Source organism: Micromonospora vulcania, from assembly GCF_042658605.1.
Lineage (GTDB): Bacteria > Actinomycetota > Actinomycetes > Mycobacteriales > Micromonosporaceae > Micromonospora > Micromonospora vulcania.
The window spans coordinates 1-21,970 of the sequence record NZ_JBHSQS010000031.1; the positions used below are offsets into that span (position 1 = coordinate 1).

At 71.5% G+C, this 21,970-nt stretch carries 15 protein-coding genes; 8 read left to right on the top strand and 7 right to left on the bottom strand.

Translation table 11 applies throughout. The features are described from left to right. Positions 1-606: 606 nt before the first annotated feature. The gene (locus ACFQGL_RS29130; RefSeq protein WP_377515863.1) at positions 607-786 is read right to left on the bottom strand and encodes a hypothetical protein; all 180 of its coding nucleotides are present in this window, start codon (positions 784-786) and stop codon (positions 607-609) included. A gap of 19 nt (positions 787-805) precedes the next feature. Here ACFQGL_RS29130 and ACFQGL_RS29135 point away from each other — a divergent pair, with 19 nt between their 5' ends. The 5 genes from ACFQGL_RS29135 to pulA all read left to right on the top strand — a co-directional run bounded on the left by ACFQGL_RS29135 (position 806) and on the right by pulA (position 9,111). Beyond that, entirely contained in the window at positions 806-1,489 is a 684-nt protein-coding gene (locus tag ACFQGL_RS29135; RefSeq protein WP_377515821.1) for a hypothetical protein, read from the top strand. A 37-nt stretch (positions 1,490-1,526) separates the two neighbouring features. After that, positions 1,527-1,916, top strand: coding sequence for a hypothetical protein (locus ACFQGL_RS29140; RefSeq protein ID WP_377515822.1), 390 nt, complete (start codon positions 1,527-1,529; stop codon positions 1,914-1,916). 95 nt (positions 1,917-2,011) lie between these two features. After that, positions 2,012-2,698, top strand: coding sequence for a hypothetical protein (locus ACFQGL_RS29145; RefSeq protein WP_377515823.1), 687 nt, complete (start codon positions 2,012-2,014; stop codon positions 2,696-2,698). 101 nt (positions 2,699-2,799) lie between these two features. Beyond that, on the top strand, positions 2,800-3,465 hold the full coding sequence (locus tag ACFQGL_RS29150) for a cellulose binding domain-containing protein (protein ID WP_377515824.1): 666 nt from the start codon (positions 2,800-2,802) through the stop codon (positions 3,463-3,465). Between the two features lie 144 nt (positions 3,466-3,609). Further along, positions 3,610-9,111, top strand: coding sequence for a pullulanase-type alpha-1,6-glucosidase (gene pulA / locus ACFQGL_RS29155; RefSeq protein WP_377515825.1), 5,502 nt, complete (start codon positions 3,610-3,612; stop codon positions 9,109-9,111). 108 nt (positions 9,112-9,219) lie between these two features. Here the strand turns inward: pulA and ACFQGL_RS29160 are convergent, their stop codons facing one another. The 3 genes from ACFQGL_RS29160 to ACFQGL_RS29170 all read right to left on the bottom strand — a co-directional run bounded on the left by ACFQGL_RS29160 (position 9,220) and on the right by ACFQGL_RS29170 (position 14,769). Further along, positions 9,220-10,863 (bottom strand): hypothetical protein, encoded by a 1,644-nt coding sequence (locus tag ACFQGL_RS29160; RefSeq protein ID WP_377515826.1) that lies wholly within the window; start codon positions 10,861-10,863, stop codon positions 9,220-9,222. 303 nt (positions 10,864-11,166) lie between these two features. After that, positions 11,167-12,987, bottom strand: a complete 1,821-nt coding sequence (locus ACFQGL_RS29165; RefSeq protein WP_377515827.1) for a right-handed parallel beta-helix repeat-containing protein — start codon at positions 12,985-12,987, stop codon at positions 11,167-11,169. A gap of 300 nt (positions 12,988-13,287) precedes the next feature. Then, positions 13,288-14,769: an aminopeptidase P family protein gene (locus ACFQGL_RS29170; protein WP_377515828.1), complete on the bottom strand. Its 1,482-nt coding sequence runs from the start codon at positions 14,767-14,769 to the stop codon at positions 13,288-13,290. Positions 14,770-14,902: 133 nt separating this feature from the next. Between ACFQGL_RS29170 and asnB the strand changes: the two genes are divergently transcribed. Next, entirely contained in the window at positions 14,903-16,864 is a 1,962-nt protein-coding gene (asnB, locus tag ACFQGL_RS29175; RefSeq protein ID WP_377515829.1) for an asparagine synthase (glutamine-hydrolyzing), read from the top strand. A gap of 101 nt (positions 16,865-16,965) precedes the next feature. On the opposite strand, the gene ACFQGL_RS29180 is transcribed toward asnB, so the two are convergent. Next, positions 16,966-18,057 (bottom strand): lytic polysaccharide monooxygenase auxiliary activity family 9 protein, encoded by a 1,092-nt coding sequence (locus tag ACFQGL_RS29180; protein ID WP_377515830.1) that lies wholly within the window; start codon positions 18,055-18,057, stop codon positions 16,966-16,968. Between the two features lie 507 nt (positions 18,058-18,564). On the opposite strand from ACFQGL_RS29180, the gene ACFQGL_RS29185 reads away from it, so the two are divergent. Together ACFQGL_RS29185 and ACFQGL_RS29190 are read left to right on the top strand one after the other, a co-directional pair. Further along, positions 18,565-19,716, top strand: a complete 1,152-nt coding sequence (locus ACFQGL_RS29185; protein WP_377515831.1) for an XdhC family protein — start codon at positions 18,565-18,567, stop codon at positions 19,714-19,716. 45 nt (positions 19,717-19,761) lie between these two features. After that, positions 19,762-20,697, top strand: a complete 936-nt coding sequence (locus ACFQGL_RS29190; RefSeq protein WP_377515832.1) for a PfkB family carbohydrate kinase — start codon at positions 19,762-19,764, stop codon at positions 20,695-20,697. Here ACFQGL_RS29190 and ACFQGL_RS29195 read toward each other — a convergent pair. Both ACFQGL_RS29195 and ACFQGL_RS29200 read right to left on the bottom strand, forming a co-directional pair. Beyond that, on the bottom strand, positions 20,694-21,524 hold the full coding sequence (locus ACFQGL_RS29195) for an MBL fold metallo-hydrolase (RefSeq protein ID WP_377515833.1): 831 nt from the start codon (positions 21,522-21,524) through the stop codon (positions 20,694-20,696). The two genes, ACFQGL_RS29190 and ACFQGL_RS29195, sit on opposite strands and share 4 nt — an antisense overlap. Further along, positions 21,521-21,925 carry a thioesterase family protein gene (locus ACFQGL_RS29200; protein ID WP_377515834.1) on the bottom strand — a complete coding sequence of 135 codons (405 nt, stop codon included), beginning with the start codon at positions 21,923-21,925 and terminating at the stop codon, positions 21,521-21,523. The genes ACFQGL_RS29195 and ACFQGL_RS29200 overlap by 4 nt, the downstream gene beginning before the upstream one ends. Between the last annotated feature and the right edge of the window lie 45 nt (positions 21,926-21,970).

Below are 21,970 nucleotides of genomic sequence, written 5' to 3' on the forward strand. Positions count from 1 at the left end.
CGAGGCCGGCAGCGGTCAGGGCGGTCTTACGGATCAGATCGGTACGCATGATGGCGTGCTCCTCTGCCTCAGGGGGTGCACACGACACACACAACCGGGGGACGGTGTGCCGCGCGTGAAGAGGGGGATCTGCCCGGCGGCCGGGGGGCCGGGGCGAGGGCCGCCGGTTGTCGTGGTTACCCCCTGTACAACGACCCGGGGCGGCCCATGATTCCGCGATCGGGGTGGCCCCGCCCACGGGACGATTCACCACAAACCGGACGCCATGCGCACCGCGAACACGCGCGTACCGGGCATCCCCCGAGACGGTCCGAGGCGGATCAACGCCCGCTGCGGGGTCGGCAGGCAGGTCCGCGTTGAGCGTTATACCTCTGAGGCATAAATATGACTCTGAGGTATGTGGCTCCGTGGTGCGAGTGCCCCCGCCCGGCACCGCTTCGACTCCACCGCGCGTTCAGCGCGGGAATGACCGACCGACGGTCAGGCAGGTACACCGAGACCCGGCACGATCATTCGAATGTACGGCCCAGCCACCGTCGGAGGCGCAGGCAGCGGATGCCGCCCCACCAAGCACCCGCCGGTCGAGGCTCCACGAACGACAGGGCGTCAGGCCGGGTCGGCGGGGTCGGCCGCCTGGGCGTGCCGCTCCAGCAGGCGCTGCCGGATCTCCTCCGGGGTGTACGCGCGCCGACGTCGTTCGGCCCGCGCGATGACCACGCCGGAGGCCGCGACTCCCGCGAGGCCGGCCAGCCCGAGGACCTTCCACCACCGCATTTTCTGCCGCATCGGCCTAGGCTAGACCGTCATGAGCATCAGCCTGGACGAGGCCGTCGAGTTGACCCGCACCGGCGACGTGTGGGTGTTCCGGGGCCGCAGCGTGCCGGACCGGGCGATCCAGTTCACCACCAACAGCCCGGTCAACCACGTCGGGATGGCCGTGGTGCTCGACGACCTGCCGCCGCTGATGTGGCACGCGGAGCTCGGCAGGTCACTGCCGGACCTGTGGTCGGGCACCCATCAGCGCGGCGTGCAGCTGCACAACCTGCGCGATGCCGTCTGCGTCTGGGCCAACCGGTACGGCCAGCGGGCCTGGCTGCGCCAGCTCGACCCGCCGGCGAACGGGGAGATGGAGCGGGCGGTGCTGCGTACCGTGGCACGGCTGGACGGCACACCGTTCCCGTCCACCGCCCAACTGGCCTGGCGGTGGGTGCGCGGTCGCGTACCGGCGCTGCCACGTCCCGGTCGCCCCGCCCCACGGTCGACCCCGACCGCGCCGCCGGGCGGGTCACCGGGCGCTCGGGACCGGGCGCTGGAGACCGCGTACTGCGCCGAGGTGGTCGCGGTGACCTACGAGGCGATGGGCCTGCTGCCCGCCGGCCGGCGTCCGAACTGGTACGACCCGGGGCGGTTCTGGAGTGGCGACGATCTGGGCCTGGCCGCCCAGGCCCGGTTGGGTGCCGAGATCGAGGTCCAGGTTCCGGCGCGCTGAGGTTTGACCCGACGGGTGGCCGGCAATTGGTGTCGCCGTGACCGCCTCCACCGATCTCGACACCCTGACCGACTTCTTCGACCGGTACGGCGTGGCGCTGACGTCCGCCGACCTGCCGGCCATCGCCGGCTGTTACGCCCTGCCCGGGTTGGTGGTGGCCGACACGTACAGCTTCTCGTTCACCTCGCTGGCGGCGGTGGCACTGTCCTTCGTGGGCGCCGCGCCCGACTACCAGGATCGGGAGCTGATCGCGGCCCATGCCCGGATCGGCGATGTGCAGCCGGTGTCCGCGCTGCTGACCGAGGTGTCGGTGGAGTGGGAGTTTCTGGACAGTCAGGGGCAGGCGGTGCCCGGGGAGCGGTACCGCTACCTGCTGCGCACCACGGGTGAGGGCCCGGTCATCTGCACGGTCGTCCGGACGGGCTGACCGCTTGGCCGGTCGGCTCGATCCGTACCCGCCCGTTTCCCCGTCCCGCCGGCGCTGGCTACGCTGTCGCGTCGGTGGGGACGAGGGGAGACCTGATGGCGGTGCGGCCGGCTGGCGTGGCAGAGTCGCGAAGGCTTCGGGTGCTGGCGTCGGTGCCGTGGGTCGTGGTGCTGGTCGGCGTGTGCACGCTGGTGCTGCTGCTGGTGATCGCACTGCTGTCGTTCCGTACCCGGGAGCGGGAGGATGCGCCCCGGGCGGCGCCGCCGGTGTTCCTGCCGACCGTGCCGGCGGCCGCGTCGGCGGCCGCCGGGCCGACTCCGGCCGGAGTGGACCGGCGTACCGCGTCGCCCCGGCCGTCGCGCAGCAGTCGTACGCCGTTGCCGCAGGTGACCACCCGCTCGCCGGCACCCGGCCGGACGAGCGCCCCGGCGGTTCCGGCGGTGCCGCTCGGACCGGCCGGCGAGACGGTGACGGCCCGGTACCAGGTCGGTACGGACGGCTGGAACGGGTCCGAGGCGGAGCTGGCGGTCACCAACGCTTCGGGTCAGTCGGTGGACTGGCGGGTGGAGCTGACGTACGACGACGACACGTGGGGCCTGTGGCTCAGCGACGACTCGGGGGTCTCGGTGCGGGGGCGCGGAGACGGCGAGTTCGTGCTGCGGGGCACCCGGTCGCTGGACCCCGGTGCCACCCGGACGTTGCGGCTGCGGCTCGGTTGGGGCAAGTCGGGGGAGCGGCCGGTCAAGTGCACGATCAACGGGGTCGACTGCCAGCTTGGCTGACCCGGGGCCGGGTCGGTGGACCCGGCCGGTGCGGCCGTCGGCGCTTCCGAGCCTGGCCGGGGATCGCTAGGCTGCCCGGACGGCCCCGCTGAGGGAGGTACATGTCCGGCATGCCTCGTGCCCCGCGACCGTCCCGTGGCCCGGTCGCCATCGCGTCGTCGCCCTGGATCGTGGTGTTGGCCGGCGTCGTCGTGATGGTGGTCCTGGTCTTCGTGGCCCTGGGCGCGTACCGGGGGCGTAGTCCCGCGCCGGACGACGGTGCGGTGCCGCCGGTGGTGCCGCTGCCGCAGGTGACGGACCCGGCCGCTGCCCCGACGCCGTCGAGATCGTCGGCGGCGCTGCTGCCCGGGCTGTCTCCCCGCGCGACCGGGTCGCCGCCGAGCACCCCGGCGTCGCGACCGCCATCGGCCGGTCCGCCGGCGACCCGGCCGCCGACCCGGGCACCGGAGCCACCGGCCGTGGGTGGCCGGTACCGGGTCGTGCAGAGCTGGGACAGCGGTTTCATCGGCGAGGTGCTGATCGTCAACGCGACCCGGGAGAGCCGGGATTGGACGGCACGGCTGGACTACGCCGGTGGGCGCCTGGTGACCTCCTGGGTGGAGGGCGTGCCACAGGGGACCGCGCGGCCGGGCGACGGGAGCTTCACGTACACCAGCGGGGTGGACGTGCCGGCCGGCGGGTCGGTGGCGTTGCGGTTCGAGTGGCAGCGGGCCTCCACCACTCCGCGCGAGTGCACGGTCGACGGGGTGCGCTGCAGCGGGCTCTGACCTGGACGCTCGGCGATGGACGGTCGGGCGACGGACCTTACTTCCGCAAGGATGCTGCTCTGTTGCGACTTTGTTTGCAAGGTATTGCAGATTGTTTCCACGACGGTTAGCGTGCGGCCAATCAGCGACCAGAGGAAGGCGTCGATGAAACCCCCGCCGATACCGCGTACCGTCCTGCTCGCCCTCGTCTGCCTGCTCACCGTCACCCTCGTCGGCACTCCGGACTCCGTGCGTCCGCTCGGCACCGCCGCCGACCCCCGACCGTCCGGCACCGACCCGCTGGCCGCCGCCGGCGCGGTTCAGTGGCGCGACGAGCCCACCGCCGAGGCGCTGCTGAAGGCGGGCACCGACACCGCGCGCGCCGAGCAGTTCTACTTCGTCCTGCCGGACCGGTTCGCCAACGGCGACCGGCGCAACGACAAAGGTGGCCTCGCCGGCGACCGGCTGCGTACCGGGCTCGACCCGACCGACAAGGGCTTCTACCACGGCGGTGACCTCAAGGGCGTCATCGACAAACTGGCCTACATCCAGGGCCTGGGCACCACCGCCATCTGGCTCGCCCCGGTCTTCAAGAACCGCCCGGTGCAGACCAGGGGCGACGACACCTCGGCCGGTTACCACGGCTACTGGATCACCGACTTCACCCAGGTCGACCCGCACTTCGGCACCAACGCCGAGCTGAGGGAGCTGGTCTCGCTCGCCCACCGACGGGGGATCAAGGTCTACCTCGACGTCGTGGTCAACCACACCGCCGACGTGATCAAGTACGCCGAGGACAGGTACGCCTACGTGGACAAGGTCACCTCGCCGTACACCGACGCGCAGGGACGGGCCTTCGAGGACCGCAACTACGCCGACGGCAGCCGCGACTTCCCGGCCGTCGATGAGACGTCGGCCCCGTACACCCCGGTCTTCCCGGAGCGAGGCGATGCCACCGCGAAGGTGCCGGCCTGGCTGAACGACGCGACGATGTACCACAACCGGGGCGACTCCACCTTCGCCGGGGAGAACAGCGAGTACGGCGACTTCAGCGGTCTCGACGACCTGTGGACCGAGCGTCCCGAGGTGGTCCAGGGGATGACCAAGGCGTACGGAGACTGGATCGGCGGCACCGGCGTCGACGGGTTCCGGTTGGACACCGTCAAGCACGTCAACCTCGACTTCTGGCCGCAGTTCAGCCAGGGCATCGAGCGCGCCGCGGAGAAGGCCGGCAAGAAGGACTTCTTCATGTTCGGCGAGGTGTACAGCGCCAACCCGGAGATCACCTCCAGCTACGTGCGGCGCGGTGGCCTGCCGGCCACCATCGACTTCGCCTTCCAGGAGGCCGCGCGTGGCTACACCGCCGGTGCCGGCTCGGCGAAGGCACTGGCCGACGTGTACGCCCGCGACGACCTCTATGCCGCCCGGGACACCGACGCCGGCCGGCTCACCACCTTCCTCGGCAACCACGACATGGGCCGGATCGGCTCGTTCATCGCCGGTGGCGGCACCGACCCGGCCAGCCACCTGCGCCGCGACCAGCTCGCCCACCAGCTGATGTTCCTCACCCGCGGCCAACCGGTGATCTACTCCGGCGACGAGCAGGGCTTCACCGGCCCCGGCGGGGACCGGGACGCACGCCAGGACATGTTCGCCTCAAAGGTCCCCGACTACCTCGACGACGACCTGCTCGGCACCGACCGCACCCACGCCAGCGACCAGTTCGACCCGGCCCACCCGCTGTACCGGACCATCGCCGAGCTCGGTCGGCTGCGCCAGGCGCACCCGGCGCTGCGCGACGGCGTGCAGGTCACCCGGTACGCCGCCGACGGGCCGGGCGTGTTCGCCGCCTCCCGGATCGCTCCCGCCGACCGTACCGAGTACGTGGTGGCGGTGAACAACGCCGACACCGCGCAGACCGTCACCGTGGACACGTGGTCGGCCGGCGCCACCTTCACCGGTATCTACGGGGGTGCCGCAACGGCCAGTGCCGGCGCGGACGGCACGTTGACCCTGACCGTGCCGCCGCTGTCGGCGGTGGTGCACCGGGCCGGCACGGCCATCGCGCAGCCGGCCGGCAAACCCACCATCGCCATCACCACTCCCGCCCCGGACGCGCTGGTGGCCACCCGCGCCGCGGTCACCGCCCAGGTGACCGGTGACCCGCTGGCCACCGTCACCGTCGCGGCGCGGGTCGCCGGCGGCCCGTGGACGCTGCTGGGCAGCGCCGACCACGCGCCGTACACCGTGCACCACGACCTGGCCGGACTGGCCGGCGGCACCCGGATCGAGTACCGGGCGGTGGTCCGCGACGGTAAGGGCCGCACCGCGACCGCCCGCTCCACCGCCATCGTGGGTACGCCGGAGCAGGGCGGTTCCCGCGAGTGGGCGGTGGTGCACTACCAGCGCCCGGCCGGCGGTTACGACGACTGGGGGCTGTACGCGTGGGGTGACATCGACCCGGCGTACGTGACCGAGTGGCCGAAGGGGCAGCCGTTCGCCGGGGAGGACTCCTACGGCCGGTTCGCCTGGGTGAAGCTCAAGCCGGGCGCGAAGTCGGTCGGCTTCGTGGTGGTCGACAAGGACGGCACCAAGGACGTCGCCGTCGACCGGAGCATCGACGTCACACAGACCGGCGAGATCTGGCTCAAGCAGGGCGACCCGGTGATCTACCCGACCCGCCAGGCGGCGACCGGTGAACCGGATCCGCCGGTCGAGGAGGGCACCGCCGTGATCCACTACCGGCGGGCCGACGGCAACTACGACGGCTGGGGCCTGCACCTGTGGGACGGCGCGGCCAACCCGACCGACTGGGCCACCCCGTTCAAGCCGACCTCGGTCGACGCGTTCGGCGCGGTGTTCCGGGTGCCACTGGCGGCCGGGGCGACCGGGCTGAACTACATCATCCATCAGGGCGACACCAAGGATCTGCCGGACGACCAGCGGCTCGACTTCGCCAGCGCGGGCCGGGAGGTGTGGCTGCTCGCCGCCACCCCGGGTCGGCTGCTGCCGTCGACCGCCACCAGCACGGGCGGGGACACCGACATCACCAAGCAGAAGGCGCACTGGATCGACCGGTCCACCGTGGCCTGGCAGACCCCGCCGACCGACGGTAGGACGTACGCGCTGGTCGCCGCGCCGACCGGCGGGGTGAGCGTGGTCGACGGCGAGCTGACCGGGACGTACACCACGCTGCCACTGCGGGCGCAGCGCAACGGGCTCACCGAGGCCCAGCGCGCGGAGTTCCCGCACCTGTGGTCGTACCGTGCCTTCGCCCTGGACCGGGGTGACCTGGCCAAGGTGCCGGCGGCGCTACGCGGGCAGTTGCTGGTCACCGAGCGCGACGCCGAGGGCGCCCTGCTCGCCGCGACCGGCGTGCAGATCCCGGGCGTGCTCGACGACGTGTACTCCCGGGCCACCGACGCGACCCTCGGGCCGACCTTCGCCGGCCGTACGCCGAGCCTGGCGCTCTGGGCACCGACGGCCCGGACGGTGGCGCTGCAGTTGTTCGACACGCCCACCGCGCAGCCGAAGACGGTTCCGATGCGTCGGGACGACCGCACCGGCGTCTGGTCGGTGCGCGGCAGCAACGCCTGGACCGGCAAGTACTACCGGTACCAGGTGCAGGCGTGGCAGCCGGCCGCGCAGCGGCTGGTTACCGCCTCGGTGACCGATCCGTACTCGGTGGCGCTCGCGGCGGACTCCACGCACAGTCAACTGGTCGACCTGACCGATCCGGCGCTGGCCCCGGCGGGCTGGCGGACGCTGCGCAAGCCGGCCCCGGTGCCGGCGTCCAAGGCGCAGATCTCCGAGCTGTCGGTGCGGGACTTCTCGATCGCCGACGACACCGTGCCGGCCGAGCGGCGGGGCACCTACCTCGCCTTCACCGACCCGGGAACCGCCGGCATGACCCACCTGAAGGCGCTCGGCGACGCCGGTGTCACCCACCTGCACCTGCTGCCGGCGTTCGACTTCGCCACCATCCCCGAGAAGCGGGCCGACCAGCGTCAGCCCGCCTGTGACCTGGCGGCGCTGCCGCCGGACTCCGAGGAGCAGCAGAGGTGCGTGGCGGCGGTCGCCGAGACCGACGGCTACAACTGGGGGTACGACCCGCTGCACTACACCGTGCCGGAGGGCGGCTACGCCGTCGATCCGGCCGGCGCGGCGCGGACCACCGAGTTCCGGCGGATGGTGGCCGGGGTCAACGACGCCGGCCTGCGGGTGGTCATGGACGTGGTCTACAACCACACCTCGGCCGCCGGCACCGACGCCAAGTCGGTGCTCGACCAGGTGGTGCCCGGCTACTACCAGCGGCTGCTGGAGGACGGCACGGTGGCGAACTCCACCTGCTGCGCCAACACCGCGCCGGAGCACGCCATGATGGGCAAACTGGTGGTCGACTCGCTGGTCACCTGGGCGAAGCAGTACAAGGTGGACGGTTTCCGGTTCGACCTGATGGGTCACCACCCGAAGGCGAACATTCTCGCCGTCCGCAGGGCGCTGGACAAGCTGACCGTCGGCCGCGACGGCGTGGACGGCAAGGCGATCATGCTGTACGGCGAGGGTTGGAACTTCGGCGAGGTCGCCAACGACGCCCGGTTCGTGCAGGCCACCCAGGCCAACATGGCCGGCACCGGCATCGGCACCTTCAACGACCGACTGCGGGACGCGGTGCGCGGCGGTGGGCCGTTCGACACCAACCCGCGGGCGCAGGGCTTCGCCTCCGGGCTCTACACCGACCCGAACGGCGACGCGGTGAACGGATCGGCCGCCGAGCAGAAGGCCCGACTGCTGCACTCCCACGACCTGATCAAGGTGGGGCTCACCGGCAACCTGCGCGGCTACCGGTTCACCGACTCGGCGGGACGGCAGGTCACCGGCGCGCAGGTGGACTACAACGGCTCGCCGGCCGGCTACACCGCCGCGCCGGGAGAGGCGGTGACCTACGTCGACGCGCACGACAACGAGATCCTGTACGACGCGCTGGCGTACAAGCTGCCGCAGGACACCTCGGCGGCGGACCGCTCCCGGATGCAGGTGCTGGCGCTGGCCACCACCGCGTTCGGGCAGGGCACCGGGTTCGTCACCGCCGGCACCGAGCGGTTGCGGTCCAAGTCGTTGGACCGTAACTCGTTCAACTCCGGCGACTGGTTCAACCAGATCCGCTGGGGCTGCGCCAACGGCAACGGGTTCGGCGTCGGCCTTCCGCCGGCGCAGGACAACCAGGACAAGTGGGCGTACGCGAAGCCGCTGCTGGCCGACCCGGCACTGGTGCCGGACTGCGCGGCGATCACCACCACCGACGCCCGGTACGCCGAGCTGCTGCGCATCCGGGCATCCTCGCCGGTGTTCGGGCTGGGCACCGCCGAGCAGGTGCAACAGCGGGTCGCGTTCCCGCTCTCCGGCGCGTCGGAGACGCCGGGGGTGCTGACCATGACGCTGGACGCCCGAGGGCTGGGCGGAAGTTGGAAGTCGGTGACCGTCGTCTTCAACGGCACGCCGTCGACCGCGAAGCAGACGTTGACCGGTCTGCGGGGGGCGGATGTGGCGCTGCACCCGGTGCTGGTGAACTCGGCGGACCCGGTGCTGCGTACGGCCTCGTTCGACCGTACGGCCGGCACCTTCACCGTGCCGGCGCGCAGTGTGGCGGTCTTCGTGCAGAACTGACCACGCTCCGAGCGTGCGACCGGCCCCCCTCCGCTTGGTGCGGAAGGGGGCCGGTTCGTCTGCTGGCCGTCGTGCCGCCGTCACCGGCCGCACGTCACCCGAGGGTGCTCAGGCGAAGCAGTTTTCGATGCTGCCGCCCGGGATGGCCAGGCAGTTCGTCGGGCGGTTCGCCGTGATCGCGGACTTGTCGTCCACGTTCACCTGCCCGAAGAAGGTGAAGACGCCGCCCGGAGCGAAGGTGGAGAAGTTGTAGGCGACCTTCGTCTTTTGCAGGCTGACCTCGCCGAAGATGTTGAAGATGCCGCCACCGACCCCGATCGGGCCCACTGCCCGGTTACCGACGACCTCGCTGTCGCGCAGCGTGGTGGTGCTGTCGGCGGTGAAGACCCCGCCGCCGAAGAAGCCGGCGGTGTTGTCCTTGATGTTGGCCTTGTCGACGGTGACCGCGCTGTCGAAGGCGACGGCCAGACCGCCACCGACACCGGCGGTGCTGTTCTTCTCCACCGTCACGTCGTGCAGGTTGAGGTGGCTGTCCGCCGCCGCCAGACCACCACCGGCGAGAACCGCGGTGTTCGAGACGAACTTGGTCTCGTACGCGGTGGTGGTGCCCTCGATGTCGAGGAGACCGCCGCCGAAGCCGAGCGTCTCGTTGTCGCTGATCTCGCCCTTCTTGATCTCGACGGTCCCGCCGTCGACGTCGTCACGGAAGATCTCCGCGGCGCCGTTGGAGATGCCGCCACCACCGATGACGGCGGTGTTGTCCTTGATCTTCGACTCCTCGACCTTGAGCAGGCCGGCGTTGAAGACGCCACCGCCGAAGAAGAAGGCGGTGTTGCGGGTGACGGTGCTGTGCCAGATCTTCGTGGTACCGAAGTTGGCCACGCCACCGCCGTTGCCGCCGGACTGGTTCAGGACGACCTCGGACTCCAGGATCTCGGCGGTGCCGCCCGGCTGTACCAGGATGCCGGCGCCGTCGGTGTCCTCCGGCTCCTCGACGAGCGGTGTGACGACGCCCGCCTTCGCCTCCGGCGTGGCCTTCGGCGTGGCCTTCGGCGCGGCCTTCAGGCCCGCCTTCGGGTTGGCCTGTCGGGCGGTGAGCGCCTGGTTCAGCGGAACGCCGGCCTTCACCTGCGCCGCGAGCGCCTCGGAGTCCGAGTAGGTCGCCCAGACCGCCGCCGGCTCGACGGGCAGGAACCGTTCGAGAGTCTGGCCGCCCTTGATGGTCAGGCCCTTGATCGTGAGGTGTCCGCTGCTGCCGACGTTGAGGATCCGGAAGTAGTCGGCCGTGGCGTCCCGTTCGATCGTGGTGTGGTCGCCCTTGAGCGTGATCCGCTCGGTGATCACCGGCAGGCCGTTGCCCTGGTAGTCGTTGCGGGTCAGGTTGTAGGTGCAGCCCTTGGCCAGCTCCAGCACACCGCCGTGCTTGTTGTTGGCGAAGACGATCGCCTGGATCAGCTTGTCGGTGTCGCAGGGCACCTCCTTCCCGCGCTCGTGGTCCTTGTCCCGGTCCTTGTCCCGGTCCTTGTCCCGGTCCTGGTCGCGACCCTCGTCGCTCCGCTGGTCACCGTCCTTGCTGACCTGCGCGGTGTTCCAGTTCAGGCCGCCGACCGCTCCGGCGCTGCCCGCGACGCCCACCGCCGCGAGACTGACCACGCCCGTCAAACCGGCTACGCCACTGGCGAGCCAGAGCTTGCGGCGGCGCTTGGCCGTCGCCCGCCCTGAGGCTTCGTTGTTCGTTAGGTAGTTGGACATCGGAGCTCTCTGCCCTCTCCTCGTACCAGACAGGGTCGCCGCCCTCAGGTGGTCGTCCCCTGCTACAAATCGGTTGTAGCTCCCAAAACCCACCGTAAGAGAATGTTCCTCGCCTCGCGGGCGTATCCGAAACAACCCCACATTCGGTTCACGTTCCGGCCGGGTTGCCCCGGACGCCCCGGCCGGGCACGCGCACACCCAAGCCGGCTGTCACCCCTCGTGAGCTGCCTAAATGGGTACGCCCCTCCGTGCCGTCACCGGCTCGGAGGGGCGCACCCTCTATGTGGATCAGCCACCCGTTCCTCAGAAGCAATCGGGAACGTTCAGGCAGTTGGTGGGGCGGTTGGCGGAGACGACGGACTTGTCGTCCAGTCGTACGAAGCTGCCGAGGCCGTTGGAGATGCCTCCGGGCGGCAGGGTGGCGAAGTTGTGCGTCACCTTCGTCCGCTGGAGGGTCAGCTCGCCGCCGTCGGTGTTGTAGATGCCGCCGCCGCTGCCGAGCGGGCCGACGGCACGGTTGCCCACCACCTCGCTGTCGCGAAGCGTGGTGACACTGTCCTCGTTGTAGAGGCCGGCGCCGAAGAACCCGGCGGTGTTGTCCTTGATCCAGCTGTCCTCGACCGTCGCGGCGCTGTCGAAGGCCACCGCCAGGCCACCGCCCACTCCGGCGGTGCTGTTCTTGGCGACTGTGACCTTCTTGAGGTTGAGGTGGCTGTCGGCGACCGCGACGCCCCCACCGGCGAGCAGCGCGGTGTTGTCGGTGACCGTTGTCTCGTGCAGGGTCGTGGTGCCCTCGACGTCCAGGACGCCGCCACCGAAGCCGAGCGTCCGGTTGTCGCTGATCTCGCTCTTGTAGACCCAGACCGAACCGCCGTCGACGTCCTCGGTGAAGATCTCGGCGCCGCCGTTGGCGATGCCGCCGCCACCGATGATCGCGTTGTTGTCCTTGATCTTCGACTCGTCGACCTGGAGCAGGCCGGCGTTGAAGATGCCGCCGCCGTAGAAGAAGGCGGTGTTGTGCGCCACGGTGGTCTTGCTGAGCTTGGCCGTGCCGAAGTTGGCCAGACCGCCGCCGTTGCCGCCGGACTGGTTGTAGAGCAACTCGCTGTCGATGATCTCGGCGCGGCCACCGGGCTGCACCAGCACCCCGGCACCGTCGTTCGCGCTGGGCTCCTCCACCAACGGCACCGCCGCCGCTGCCACCACGGGCTTGGCTGCTGCCACCACCGGCTTGGCTGCCGTCACGGTCGGCTTGGCCGCTGCCGCCACGGGCTTGGCCGCTGCCGCTGCCGCCACGGGCTTGGCCGCTGCCGCCACGGGCTTGGCCGTTGCCGTTGCCGGCTTGGCTGCGGTCACGGTCGGCTTCGCTGCCGGCGCGGCGGCCGGCGTGGCCAGCGGGGTCGCCGTGGCGGACCGGACCGAGGTCGAGTACGGGGCCCAGACCGTCGCGGGCTCCACGTTCATCCCTCGTTCGATGGTCTGGCCGCCCTTGATGCTCAGGCCCTTGAGGGTGAGGTCCCCACTCGGAGCCACGTTGAGGATCCGGAAGTAGTCGGCGGAGCTGTCGCGCCCAATGGTGGTGTGGTCGCCCTTGAGCGTGATCCGCTCGGTGATCACCGGCAGGCCGTTGCCGTACTCGTCCGTGCGGGTCAGGTTGTAGGTGCAGCCCTTGGCCAGCTCCAGCACGCCGCCGTCCCTGCTGTTGGCGAACGTGATCTCCTGGATCAGCTTGTCGGTGTCGCAGGGCACCTGCTTGGTGCGGTCCTTCTCGTCGCGCTTGTCGTCCTTGCTGGACTTATCGTCCTTGCCGGACTTGTCGTCGAAGCCGCTCCAGTCGTCGCCGCTCCAGTCGTCGCCCGGGTCCTGGCCGCTGTTCTCCTTGGCGCCGTCGGCGTTCTCGCCCGCGCCGCCGTCGTCGCTGACGTTCTGCCGGTTGGTCGACGGCTGCGCGTCGGATGCCCGGCCGGAGGTGGGCTTGTCGTCCCGGGCGGCCACGCCGCCGAGGGCCGCCAGGCCGACCACGCCGGTCAGCCCGGCCACGCCGGCGACCCAGAGCGCCCGCCGTCGTCGTGTCGGCGGAGCCGCCATGGCCCCGCCGTCGGTAGTCGTTACGTCGTTGGACATCAGAGCCTTCCGCCCTTTCCTGCTACCAGACGGGGTCGCACCGCCCGAGGGGGCGCGACCAGCTACAAATCGGTTGCAGCCTCTGATCCCCACCGTATGAGAGCCATCTTCGCGATGCGGACGTATCCGAGAAAACCGCGTATTTCACTCAGGTTAGGGCACCCGCCGGTGAACCGGGCCGGGGTGGCAGGAAGGGTGTGACCAGCACAAACACCGACGGACCCCGTTCGCCGGGTACGCGGACGTCGAAACGTCGCGTCCCGGCGGCGGGGTCCGCCGTGTGGTCGTGCCGGTGCTGGGTCAGCCGGGCAGGCGGGCACCAGCCGCACGCTGCTCGGCCAGCCAGGTCTCCACCTCGTCGGAGGTGCGCGGAAGACCGGCCGACAGGTTCACCGCACCGGTCGAGGTGACCAGCACGTCGTCCTCGATCCGTACGCCGACGCCGCGCAGCTCGGCCGGGACCAGCTCGTCCTCGGGCTGGAAGTACAGCCCCGGCTCGACGGTGAGCACGTAGCCCTCGCCCAGCGTGCCGTCGCGGTACGTCTCCTTGCGGGCGTTCGAGCAGTCGTGCACGTCGATGCCGAGCATGTGGCCGAAGCCGTGCAGCGTCCACCGCCGGTAGACCGAGGACTTCTCGTCCATCGCCTCGTCCACGCTCACCGGCAGCAGACCCAGCTCGGCCAGGCCCTCGGCGAGCACCCGCATGCAGGTCAGGTGGACGTCCTTGAACTTCACGCCCGGACGGATGGCCTCGATGCCCGCCTGCTGTGAGGCGTACACGATGTCGTAGACCTGGCGTTGCAGGGCGGTGAACCGGCCGCTCACCGGCAGCACCCGGGTCACGTCGGCGGTGTAGAGGTTGCGGCCCTCGACGCCCATGTCCATCAGCAGCAGATCACCCGGTCGGGTGGCGCCGTGGTTGTGCACCCAGTGCAGGATCGTGGCGTGCTCGGCGGCGCCGACGATCGAGCCGTACCCGACGTCGTTGCCGTCGTGCCGGGCCCGCAGCGCGAAGATCCCCTCCAGCAGGCGCTCCGACACGGCCCGCTCGGCCGGCAGGATCCGCGCCACGTCCTCGAAGCCGCGCACCGTGGCGTCGATCGCGTCCTGGAGCTGGCCGATCTCCCACTCGTCCTTGACCAGCTTCTGCTCCGAGATGGCGATCGCCAGCTCCCGGTCGCGGGGCGGCTGCCCGTCGGCGCGTACCCCGTCGTACGGGCGGATCGCGGCGTCCACCTGGGCGTCGAAGCCACGCAGCACGCGGGTCCGCCCCGGCGCCAGGTCGGCCAGGGTCGCCTCCAGGCCGGTCAGATCGGCGGTCGGCAGGCCCAGCTCGGTGGACTTCTCGGCGAGCGTGTGCCGCCGGCCCACCCACAGCTCACCGTGCCGGCTGCGGAAGAACTCGTCGTTCTCCCGGGACGAGCGGGGCCGCATGTACAGCGTGGCGTCGTGCCCCGAGCCGTTCGGGCGCAGCACCAGCACGCTGTCCGGGTCGTGGTCGCCGGTCAGGTAGGCGAAGTCACTGCCCGGCCGGAACGGGTAGGCGGTGTCGTTCGCCCGGACCTTCTCGGTGCCGGTCGGGATCACCAGCGTCTCGCCGGGGAAGGCCGCCGAGAGCGCGGCCCGCCGCTTGGCGTAGTTCGGGGCCTCCGGTCGGGGCGCGACGGGGAGCGCGGTGTCGCGCCAGCCCTGCCGCATGAAGGACAGGAACGCCTCCGGGAAGTCCGGATCGTGCGATTCCGTACCGTCCGTCGGCGTACCGTCGGTGCGTCCCTCGGTCATTGCGCCGCTCCCTCCGCGTCATTGCTGGTCCCGACCGTACCGCGCGCCCGCTTCGCGGTGGCGCCGGCCGGGAGCGCTCCGGATCGTCGGACGGCTGCGACGGGCCGATCGCGCGCGTGGGAAGATGACCACCATGTGCGGACTCCTGGCCTTCTTCAGCGCGAACGGCAACGCCGCCGCGCACCGCGACCACATCGCTGGAGCGTTGGAATGCCTGCACCACCGCGGGCCCGACGAGACCGGGGTCGAGGTGGTCGGCGACGCTTCCGGCCGGTACGCGGACGGAGTGTTCGCCCACAAGCGGCTCGCCATCATCGACGTCGCGTCGAGCCACGAGCCGCTGCCCTACGCGAACGGCCGTTACCTGCTCACCTTCAATGGTGAGATCTACAACTACATCGAGCTGCGTGAGGAGCTGGCCCGGGACTTCGGCGCCCAGTTCGCCACCGCTGGCGACGGCGAGGTGATCGTCGCCGGCTACCACTTCTGGGGCGAGCAGGTGCTCACCCGGCTGCGCGGCATGTTCGCCTTCGTCATCTGGGACCGGCAGGAGCGGCGCGCGTTCGGCGCCCGCGACTACTTCGGCATCAAGCCGATGCACTATCTGGAGACCGCCGACGGGCTCTACCTGGCCTCGGAGAAGAAGGCGCTGCTGCCGTTCGCGCACAGCAGCTACCAGGGCGACGCGGGCGTCGACGGGGCCAACCTCAGCCACTACCTGACCCTGCAGTACGTCCCCGAGCCCGGCACCCTGCACAAGGGCATCAACCGGATCGGGTCCGGCGAGTACCTGACCTGGACCCCGGGCGGGCGGATCGACGTACGCCGTTGGTACCGGCCGGTTTTCCGGCCGGCGCCGGTCGACGACGAGCAGAAGCTCTACCACGAGATCCGGGAGACGCTGCGGGAGAGCGTGCGCATGCACATGCGCTCCGACGTGCCGGTCGGCTCGTTCCTCTCCAGCGGCATCGACTCCACGGCCGTGGTCGCGCTGGCCCGCGAGTTCAACCCGAACATCCTCACCTTCACCGTCGGCTACGACGTACCGGGATATTCGGAGATCGACGTCGCCCAGGACTCGGCCCGGCACCTGGACGTCACCACCATCCCCACCAAGATCGGTCCGCAGGACATGATCGACGCGCTGCCGAAGATCGTCTGGCACCTGGACGACCCGGTGGCCGACCCGGCGCTGGTTCCGCTCTACTTCGTGGCGAAGAAGGCCGCCGAGCACGTCACCGTGGTGCTCTCCGGTGAGGGTGCGGACGAGTTCTTCGGCGGATACACGATCTACCGGGAGCCGCTCTCGCTCGGGACCGTCAACGGCCTGCCCGGCGGGGTGCAGAAGGGGCTGCGCGCGGTCTCCAAGGCGATCCCGCAGGGGGTCAAGGGCAAGAGCTTCCTGGAGCGCGGCACCACCCCGATCGAGGAGCGCTACTACGGCAACGCCCGGATGTTCACCGAGGAGGAGAAGCAGCACCTGATGCGTCGTTACGACCCATCGGTGCGCTACACCGACGTGACCGCCCCGATCTACGCCGAGTGCACCGAGCTGGACGACGTCACCAAGATGCAGTACGTCGACCTCTACACCTGGCTGCGCGGCGACATCCTGGTCAAGGCCGATCGGATCTCGATGTCGCACTCGCTGGAGGTGCGGGTGCCGTTCCTCGACCGTGAGGTGTTCGAGGTCGCGGCGAAGATCCCGGTGGACCTCAAGCTGCCGCCGCGCTCCGACGCGACCAAGTACGCGATGCGTCAGGCGTTGCAGGGCGTCGTACCGCCGGCCATCGTCAACCGCAAGAAGCTGGGCTTCCCGACCCCCACCCGGGTCTGGCTGCGCGGCGAGATGTACGAGTGGGCCCGCCACGTGCTGAGCACCTCGGGCGCGGGCGACCTGCTCGACCTGTCGTACGCGCTGCGCCTGCTCGACGAGCACAAGCGGGAGGAGGCCGACCACTCCCGCAAGGTGTGGACCGTGCTGATCTTCTGCATCTGGCACGCCATCTTCGTGGCCAAGACCCTCGACCCCGGTATCCAGCGCAACCAGTCCGCGCTGCTCACCAAGCCGGTCGTGGGCTCCATGGTCCGCTGATCAGTAAGGAAGGGTCCCCTGTTATCGCATTCTGCATAACAGGGGGCCCTTCCTTACGCCTGGTTCGCCGGTCCGCGCTCGGCGGCCCGGGGTCGGCTGGATCAGCGGCGGGCGCAGGTCACCGTCGGGAGGGCGTTGGTGCCGGTGGTGCTGGCCAGGAAGCCGAAGGTCGTGGTGCCCTCCGGCGCGACCGTGCCGTTGTACGAGACGTTGGTCGCCGTCACCGACGAGCCGGACGAGGTCTGGGTGGCGTTCCAGACCTGACTGATCGACTGCCCGCTGGGCCAGGTCCAGCTCGCGGTCCAGCCGGCGAACGGCGTACTGCCGTGGTTCATGATCATTACCTCGCCCTGGAAGCCACCCTGCCAGGCGTTGACCACCCTGTAGACCGCCATGCACTCACCGCCGGGCGGCGGCGTGGTCGTGGGCGGCGGGTCGGTCGGCCCGGGCGTCGGGGTGGTCGGAGTCGGGGTCGGCGTACCGCCCGGACCCACCCCGGTCACCTCGCCGTTGCCACCGTCGAAGGCGACGTCCGAGCAGCCGAAGAAGTTCTCCTGCGAGTCCGCGCGTACCCAGCGGGAGTAGATGACGTGCTTCCCGCTCTTGCCCGACGGCAGGTTGCCACTGAAGTAGTAGTGCCCCTCGTTGGTGCCCACCGCACCGCGCTGCGGCGGGTTGGTCACCGTCAGGAACGGCTGCTCATCCAGATCGCTCCAGGCCAGCGCCCGGGTCGGGCTCCAACTGTCCTTCGTCACGTAGAAGTAGAAGGTGCCCGGGTGGTGCGCCCAGTTGCTGTACCGGAAGTCCAGCCGGGCACCGGCCGTCAGATGGGTCACCGGCCAGTCGGTACGGGCCAGGTCGTAGCCGCGGTAGCCGGGGTTGCCGCCGCTGCACAGCTGACCGTCCGGGATGAAGCCCACGGTCCGGCCGTCGGCATCCGAGCGCAGCACGCTGAACCAGTTGTAGAGCGAGTTCGCCCCGCTCTGCGCCACGGCGGCGGAGCACGCGGGATTGTTCGGCCTGATCTCGCCGGTCGGGCTGAGCCCGTCCTGCCAGCACAGGTAGGTGCGGCTGCCTGGCGTCATCGCCGCACCGTGTGCGGCGGCCGGGTCGGGGCTGGACGCCAGGGCGACGGCGCCCAGCGCGAGGGTCACGGCCGCGATGAGCAACGCGGCCGTACGGGAACGGTTCACGGGGTCTCCTGACTCGCGAGGCGTGCCGCCCGAGCCGCCCCGCCGCAAGCGGGTGGAATGCGACGATCACGGCGACGGGTGCCCCGGCCGGAACCGGTCGGTGAACGCGTGCCGTCCACGGTCCCTGTCGCGGACCGGTGCCCTCGCGTCATGTCGAACCCGGCAACCGGCGGCGCGACAGCCCTCGCGCCGCCCGGTACGCGTCATCCCACCACGTCGCCGGGCCGCTATGCAATAGCCGTTCCTCGATGTGTCAGACGCTCCGGTGCGGCTGGCCGGTGATCCGGGCCGCGCCCGGTCGGCATTGTTCGTCAACTCGCGCCCACTCCCGATCGAAGCAGCCATATCCTCCACAGAGGGCGTTATGCGGCACTTGTGGCAGAGCATCCGAGCGCGGAGACCAGCCGAGCGCGGAGGCCAGCCGAGCGCGGAGAGCATCCGAGCGCCGAGACCAGCCGAGCGCGGAGGCCAGCCGGCCGCGCTCACGAGACGGAGAGGCGGCAGCGCGTGCCGGACGTGTTCGACGAGGTGCACCGCCGCTGCCGTGCCGGCGAGGCGGTCGCGCTGGCCACCGTCGTGGCCACCTGGCGGTCCGCGCCACAGCCGCCCGGCGCCGCCATGTTGGTGACCGCCGACGGCACCGTCACCGGCAGCGTGTCCGGCGGCTGCGTCGAGGCCGACCTCTACGAACGGGCCCGGCACGTGCTCGACACCGGCCGATCCGAGCTGACCCGGTACGGGATCAGCGACGACGACGCGTACATCGTCGGCCTGACCTGTGGCGGCGTGCTCGACGTGTTCGTACAGCGGATGGACTCCGGCGCTCTCGCGGAGCTGGACGCCGTCGCCGCCGCGCGCCGCGCCGCCGAACCCGCGGCGGTGGTCACCTGCGTGGCCGCCGACGCGGCGGACCCGCCGGGCACGCTGCCGGACGACCCGGCGGGACGGTTGGGTCGGCGGCTGGTGCTGGCTGGCCAGCGGGTGACCGGTTCCCTCGGCGACGACCGGCTGGACGCCGCCGCCACCGCCGACGCCCGCGGGCTGCTCGCCGCCGGCCAGAGCGGGGTGCTCCGTTACGGCTACCACGGGCAGCGCCGGGGCACCGGCCTGGACCTCTTCGTGGCCGTGTACGCCACCGAACCCCGGATGATCGTCCTCGGGGCGACCGACTTCGCCGCCGCGGTGGCCCGGATCGGCGCGTTCCTCGGCTACCGGGTCACGGTCTGCGATGCCCGGCCGGTCTTCGCCACGGCCCCACGTTTCCCCGAGGCGGACGAGGTGGTCGTGCGCTGGCCGCACCACTACCTGCGCTCGGAGCTGGAGGCCGGCCGCGTCGACCGGCGGACGGTGGTGTGCGTGCTGACCCACGACCCGAGGTTCGACGTGCCGCTGCTGGCGCTGGCGCTGCGGCACGAGCTGGCGTACGTCGGTGCGATGGGTTCGCGGCGTACCCACGACGAGCGGCACAAGCTGCTCCGCGAGGAAGGGCTCACTGAGGCTCAGCTCGCCCGGCTCGCCTCGCCGATCGGGCTGGACCTCGGTGGGCGTACGCCGCAGGAGACCGCGGTGAGCGTGGCCGCGCAGATCGTCGCGGCCCGTTGGGGCGGCACCGGCCACCCGCTGACGACGCTCGCCGGACCGATCCACCACGCGGCCTAGCGTGCGACCGACACTGGCGGCTGGCGACGACGAAAGGAGACCGGCATGGGGTACGCGGTGGTGCTCGGTGAGGCGCTGGTGGACCTGCTCGACACCGAGCGCGACGGTGAGCGGGTCTACCGGCAGGCGATCGGCGGGGGGCCGCTCAACGTCGCCGTCGGGGTGGCCCGGCTCGGCGGCGCGGCGCAGTTCGTCGGTTCGCTCGGCGACGACGTGCTGGCCGGCCGTATTCGTGACTTCCTGACCGCGCTCGACGTCGGGCTCGCCGGAGCGGTCACGGTGCCGGCACCGACCACGCTCGCGGTGGTCACGTTCGCCGGCCCGGAACCCGACTTCCGCTTCTATGGCGAGCCGCCGTCGTACGGCCTGCTCGGCCCCGACGACCTGAGCCTCCCGCTGCTGGAGGGGGCGGACGTGCTCTACTGCGGGTCGGTCGTGCTGCTCCGACCCGACACGCTGGCCGCCGCCCGGCGCGCCTGGTCGCTCGCCACCGGGCTGCGGGTCTTCGATCCGAACGTACGCCCCCGACTGCTGGACGGGCCGGCCGCGCTGGCCGGGTTGCGTGCCGTGGTGGCCGAGTTCGCGGCCGGCGCGCACCTGGTGAAGCTCAGCACGGCCGACGCCGACCTGCTCTATCCGCGCGAGCCGGTCGAGGGGGTGGCCGCGTACCTGCGCGAGTTGGGCGCCGCCACGGTGGTGGTGACGATGGGCGCGGCCGGCGCGGTGCTCGCCGCCGCCGACGCGGACCCGGTACGCGTACCGGCGCCCAAGGTGAACGCCGTGGACGCCACCGGCGCCGGCGACTCGGTGCTGGCCGCGCTGATCGCCGACCTGCTGCTGGACGGCGAACCGGCCGAACCGGCCGGCTGGGTCGACCGGGTGGCGTTCGCGCTGCGGGTGGCCGGCCTGGTCTGCGAGTCCCCGGGCGGCGCCACCGCCATGCCCACCCGCGCCGAGGTCCGTCGCCGCTTCGAGGGTTAGGCGGTGCCGGTCAACTCGGTGTAGCCGCGCCGGGCCGCGGTGAGGGCCGCGCGGGCGCCGAAGGGCGCCTCGGCGGCGACCCGCTCCGGTGGCGCGCCGCCGGTGTGCGCGGCCCGGATCAGCCAGGCGAGCTTCGCCAGCTCGGCGTGCTGGGCGCGGACGAACTCGACGTCCACCGGGTCGCCGTGACCCGGCACCACCACCGTGCGCGCGGTGGTCAGCCGGAGCAGGTCCGCGACCGCGTCCGGCCACTGCAAGGGGTACGAGTCCTCGAAGGCGGGCGGGCCGCTCTGCTCCACCAGATCACCGGCGACCAGCACGTCCGCGTCGGGCACGTGCACCACCAGGTCGGCGTCGGTGTGCCCGCGCCCCGGGTGCCGCAGCAGCACCCGCCGACCGCCCAGGTCGAGCGTCGTCTCGGTGTGCACGGTGTGCGTCGGGGCCAGCAGCGGCGTGTCGGCCAACTCGGCGGCCAGCGCCGGGTGCTCCTCGCGCACCTCCTCGTACGCCTCCCGGCGCAGCCGGTCCGGCTGCTCGCGCATCGCGGCGGCGGCCAGCTCGTGCGCGTACACCGGGCGGGGCGGTTCGCCGGCCAGGACGGCGTTGCCGAACCAGTGGTCGTAGTGGTGGTGGGTGTTGACCAGGGTCAGCGGACGGTCGGTGACCGCCCGGACGGCGGCGGCCAACTCGGTGGCCTGCCCGGCCGAGGAGAGCGTGTCCACCAGCAGCGCCTCGTCGTCGCCGACGACCAGGGTGACGTTGACCCGCAGCAGCGGTTCGCGCAGCATGTGCACCCGGTCGGCGATCTCGACGAAGCCGGCGGTCACGACGCCCGCCCGGCGCGCTCGACGAAGCGTTGCCGATCCACCAGGATCCGGTCGACCCGGCCCCGGGCAACCGTCGCGTCCCCGTCGCTGACGGTCACCTCGAACGACAGCCGCCGGCCGTCGACGTCGACCAGCAGGGCCTGCGCCCGGACCGTCCGGCCGACCACGGTCGGCGCCAGGTGCTCCAGCTCGACCCGGGTCCCCACGGTGGTCGACCCGGGTGGCATCGCCGTCGCCGTGGCGGCGACGGTGGCCGCCTCGGCCAGGGCCAGCACCCGGGGAGTGCCCAACACCGGTACGTCCCCCGAACCCACCGCCTGGGCGGTGTCGCTGTCGGTGACGGTCAACTCGACCTGGGCGGTCAGACCCGGCGCGAAGGCCGGCTCGGGCTGCTCCTGCATGGTCGTCAGCCTAGTGCTCGCCAACTCCGCCGGCCGCGCGCCCGG

What these genes read in the sequence shown, in the direction of transcription:
- ACFQGL_RS29130 (WP_377515863.1), bottom strand. Translation starts at nt 786, where the DNA reads ATGCGGCAGAAAATGCGGTGGTGGAAGGTCCTCGGGCTGGCCGGCCTC.
- ACFQGL_RS29135 (WP_377515821.1), top strand. Translation starts at nt 806, where the DNA reads ATGAGCATCAGCCTGGACGAGGCCGTCGAGTTGACCCGCACCGGCGAC.
- ACFQGL_RS29145 (WP_377515823.1), top strand. Translation starts at nt 2,012, where the DNA reads ATGGCGGTGCGGCCGGCTGGCGTGGCAGAGTCGCGAAGGCTTCGGGTG.
- ACFQGL_RS29150 (WP_377515824.1), top strand. Translation starts at nt 2,800, where the DNA reads ATGTCCGGCATGCCTCGTGCCCCGCGACCGTCCCGTGGCCCGGTCGCC.
- pulA (WP_377515825.1), top strand. Translation starts at nt 3,610, where the DNA reads ATGAAACCCCCGCCGATACCGCGTACCGTCCTGCTCGCCCTCGTCTGC.
- ACFQGL_RS29160 (WP_377515826.1), bottom strand. Translation starts at nt 10,863, where the DNA reads ATGTCCAACTACCTAACGAACAACGAAGCCTCAGGGCGGGCGACGGCC.
- ACFQGL_RS29165 (WP_377515827.1), bottom strand. Translation starts at nt 12,987, where the DNA reads ATGTCCAACGACGTAACGACTACCGACGGCGGGGCCATGGCGGCTCCG.
- ACFQGL_RS29170 (WP_377515828.1), bottom strand. Translation starts at nt 14,769, where the DNA reads ATGACCGAGGGACGCACCGACGGTACGCCGACGGACGGTACGGAATCG.
- asnB (WP_377515829.1), top strand. Translation starts at nt 14,903, where the DNA reads ATGTGCGGACTCCTGGCCTTCTTCAGCGCGAACGGCAACGCCGCCGCG.
- ACFQGL_RS29190 (WP_377515832.1), top strand. Translation starts at nt 19,762, where the DNA reads ATGGGGTACGCGGTGGTGCTCGGTGAGGCGCTGGTGGACCTGCTCGAC.
- ACFQGL_RS29200 (WP_377515834.1), bottom strand. Translation starts at nt 21,925, where the DNA reads ATGCAGGAGCAGCCCGAGCCGGCCTTCGCGCCGGGTCTGACCGCCCAG.